Origin of the sequence: Methylobacterium variabile (assembly GCF_001043975.1) — a bacterium.
In the GTDB taxonomy this organism is placed as follows: Bacteria; Pseudomonadota; Alphaproteobacteria; order Rhizobiales; family Beijerinckiaceae; genus Methylobacterium; species Methylobacterium variabile.
Window position 1 is genome coordinate 1 of sequence record NZ_LABY01000286.1, and the last position, 2,036, is coordinate 2,036.

Consider the following 2,036-nt stretch of genomic DNA (forward strand, 5'->3'; position numbering starts at 1 on the left):
TTGACAGGACTCCCGGCCGTCAGGCCCGAGCGGGGTCCGCCCCTGAACAGCGAGTGTCACGACTTGTCCGATCTGGTTCTCCCCCTCCTCGACCGCGTCCGCGAGCCCGCGGACCTGCGCCAGCTGCCCGAGAGCGACCTCGCCCAGCTGGCCGCCGAGCTGCGCGCCGAGACCATCGATGCCGTCTCCGTCACCGGCGGCCACCTCGGCGCCGGCCTCGGCGTCGTCGAGCTCACCGTCGCCCTCCACTACGTCTTCAACACCCCCGACGACCGCCTGATCTGGGACGTCGGCCACCAGGCCTACCCCCACAAGATCCTCACCGGTCGCCGCGACCGCATCCGCACCCTGCGCCAGGGCGGCGGCCTCTCCGGCTTCACCAAGCGCGCCGAGAGCCCCTACGATCCTTTCGGCGCCGCCCACTCCTCCACCTCCATCTCCGCCGGCTTGGGCATGGCCATCGGCCGCGACCTCGCCGACGCCGCCGCCAAGGCACGCGGCGAGACGCCGCCGCGCCGCAACGTCGTGGCGGTGATCGGCGACGGCTCGATCTCCGCCGGCATGGCCTACGAGGCGATGAACAACGCCGGCGCCCTCAAGTCGCGCCTGATCGTCATCCTCAACGACAACGACATGTCGATCGCGCCGCCCGTCGGCGCCATGTCGTCCTACCTCGCCCGGCTCGTCTCCGGCGACACCTACAGGTCGCTGCGCGACACCGCCAAGCAGTTCGGCCGCCTGCTGCCGAAGGCCCTCTACGACACCGCCGCCCGGGCCGAGGAGTACGCCCGCGGCATGCTGGCCGGCGGCGGCACGATGTTCGAGGAGCTCGGCTTCCACTACGTCGGCCCGATCGACGGCCACAACCTCGACCACCTGCTGCCGGTGCTCAAGAACGTGCGCGACGCGCCCGAGGGCCCGGTGCTGGTCCACGTCGTGACCCAGAAGGGCAAGGGCTACGCCCCCGCCGTGGCCGCCGCCGACCGCGGCCACGCGGTGGTGAAGTTCGACGTGATCTCGGGCAAGCAGACCAAGGCCAAGCCGAACGCGCCGGCCTACACGCGGGTGTTCGGCGAGAGCCTGATCAAGGCGGCGGACGTCGACGACAAGGTGGTGGCGATCACCGCCGCGATGCCCTCGGGCACCGGCGTGGATCTGTTCGCCAAGGTGCACCCGGAGCGGACCTTCGACGTCGGCATCGCCGAGCAGCACGCGGTGACCTTCGCGGGCGGGCTGGCGACGGAGGGCTACAAGCCGTTCTGCGCGATCTACTCGACGTTCCTGCAGCGCGGCTACGACCAGCTGGTGCACGACGTGGCGCTGCAGAACCTGCCGGTGCGCTTTGCGCTGGACCGGGCCGGGCTGGTGGGCGCCGACGGGGCGACGCATGCGGGCGCGTTCGACCTCGCCTACCTGTGCTGCCTGCCGAACATGACGGTGATGGCGGCGTCGGACGAGGCCGAGCTGGTGCACATGGTGGCGACCGCTCATGCCCATGACGCGGGCCCGATCGCGTTCCGCTATCCGCGGGGCGAGGGTGTCGGCGTCGAGCTGCCGGAGAAGGGCGAGGTCCTGGCGATCGGCAAGGGGCGGGTGATCCGCCGTCCGGAGGGTGCGCGGGTGGCGTTGCTCAGCCTGGGCACGCGCCTGGCGGAAGCGCTGAAGGCGGCGGAGCGTCTCGAGGCCTCGGGCATCGCCGTGACGGTGGCGGACGCGCGGTTTGCCAAGCCCCTGGACGAGGCGCTGATCCTGGACCTTGCCGGCAGCCACGAGGTGCTGGTGACCCTGGAAGAGGGGTCGGTGGGCGGCTTCGGGGCGATGGTGCTGCATCTCCTCTCGTCGCGCGGGGCGCTGGACGAGGGGAAGGTGCGGGTTCGGACGCTGACGCTGCCGGACGCCTACCAGGAGCACGACACGCCGGAGCGGATGTACGCCGAGGCGGGGCTCGACGCGCCGGCGATCGTCAAGGTCGTCGAGGCCGCCTTGCCGACGCGCGAGGCCACGGCGGAGCGGGGCGGGCGGCCGGGGGCCCGCCG

1 protein-coding gene is annotated in these 2,036 nt (G+C 72.2%); it reads left to right on the plus strand.

Annotated elements, in window-relative coordinates; all coding sequences use genetic code 11:
• Positions 1-63 precede the first annotated feature (63 nt).
• Positions 64-2,036: 1-deoxy-D-xylulose-5-phosphate synthase (dxs, locus tag VQ02_RS30930; RefSeq protein ID WP_048448095.1), on the plus strand; the 1,973-nt coding region annotated here is incomplete at its 3' end.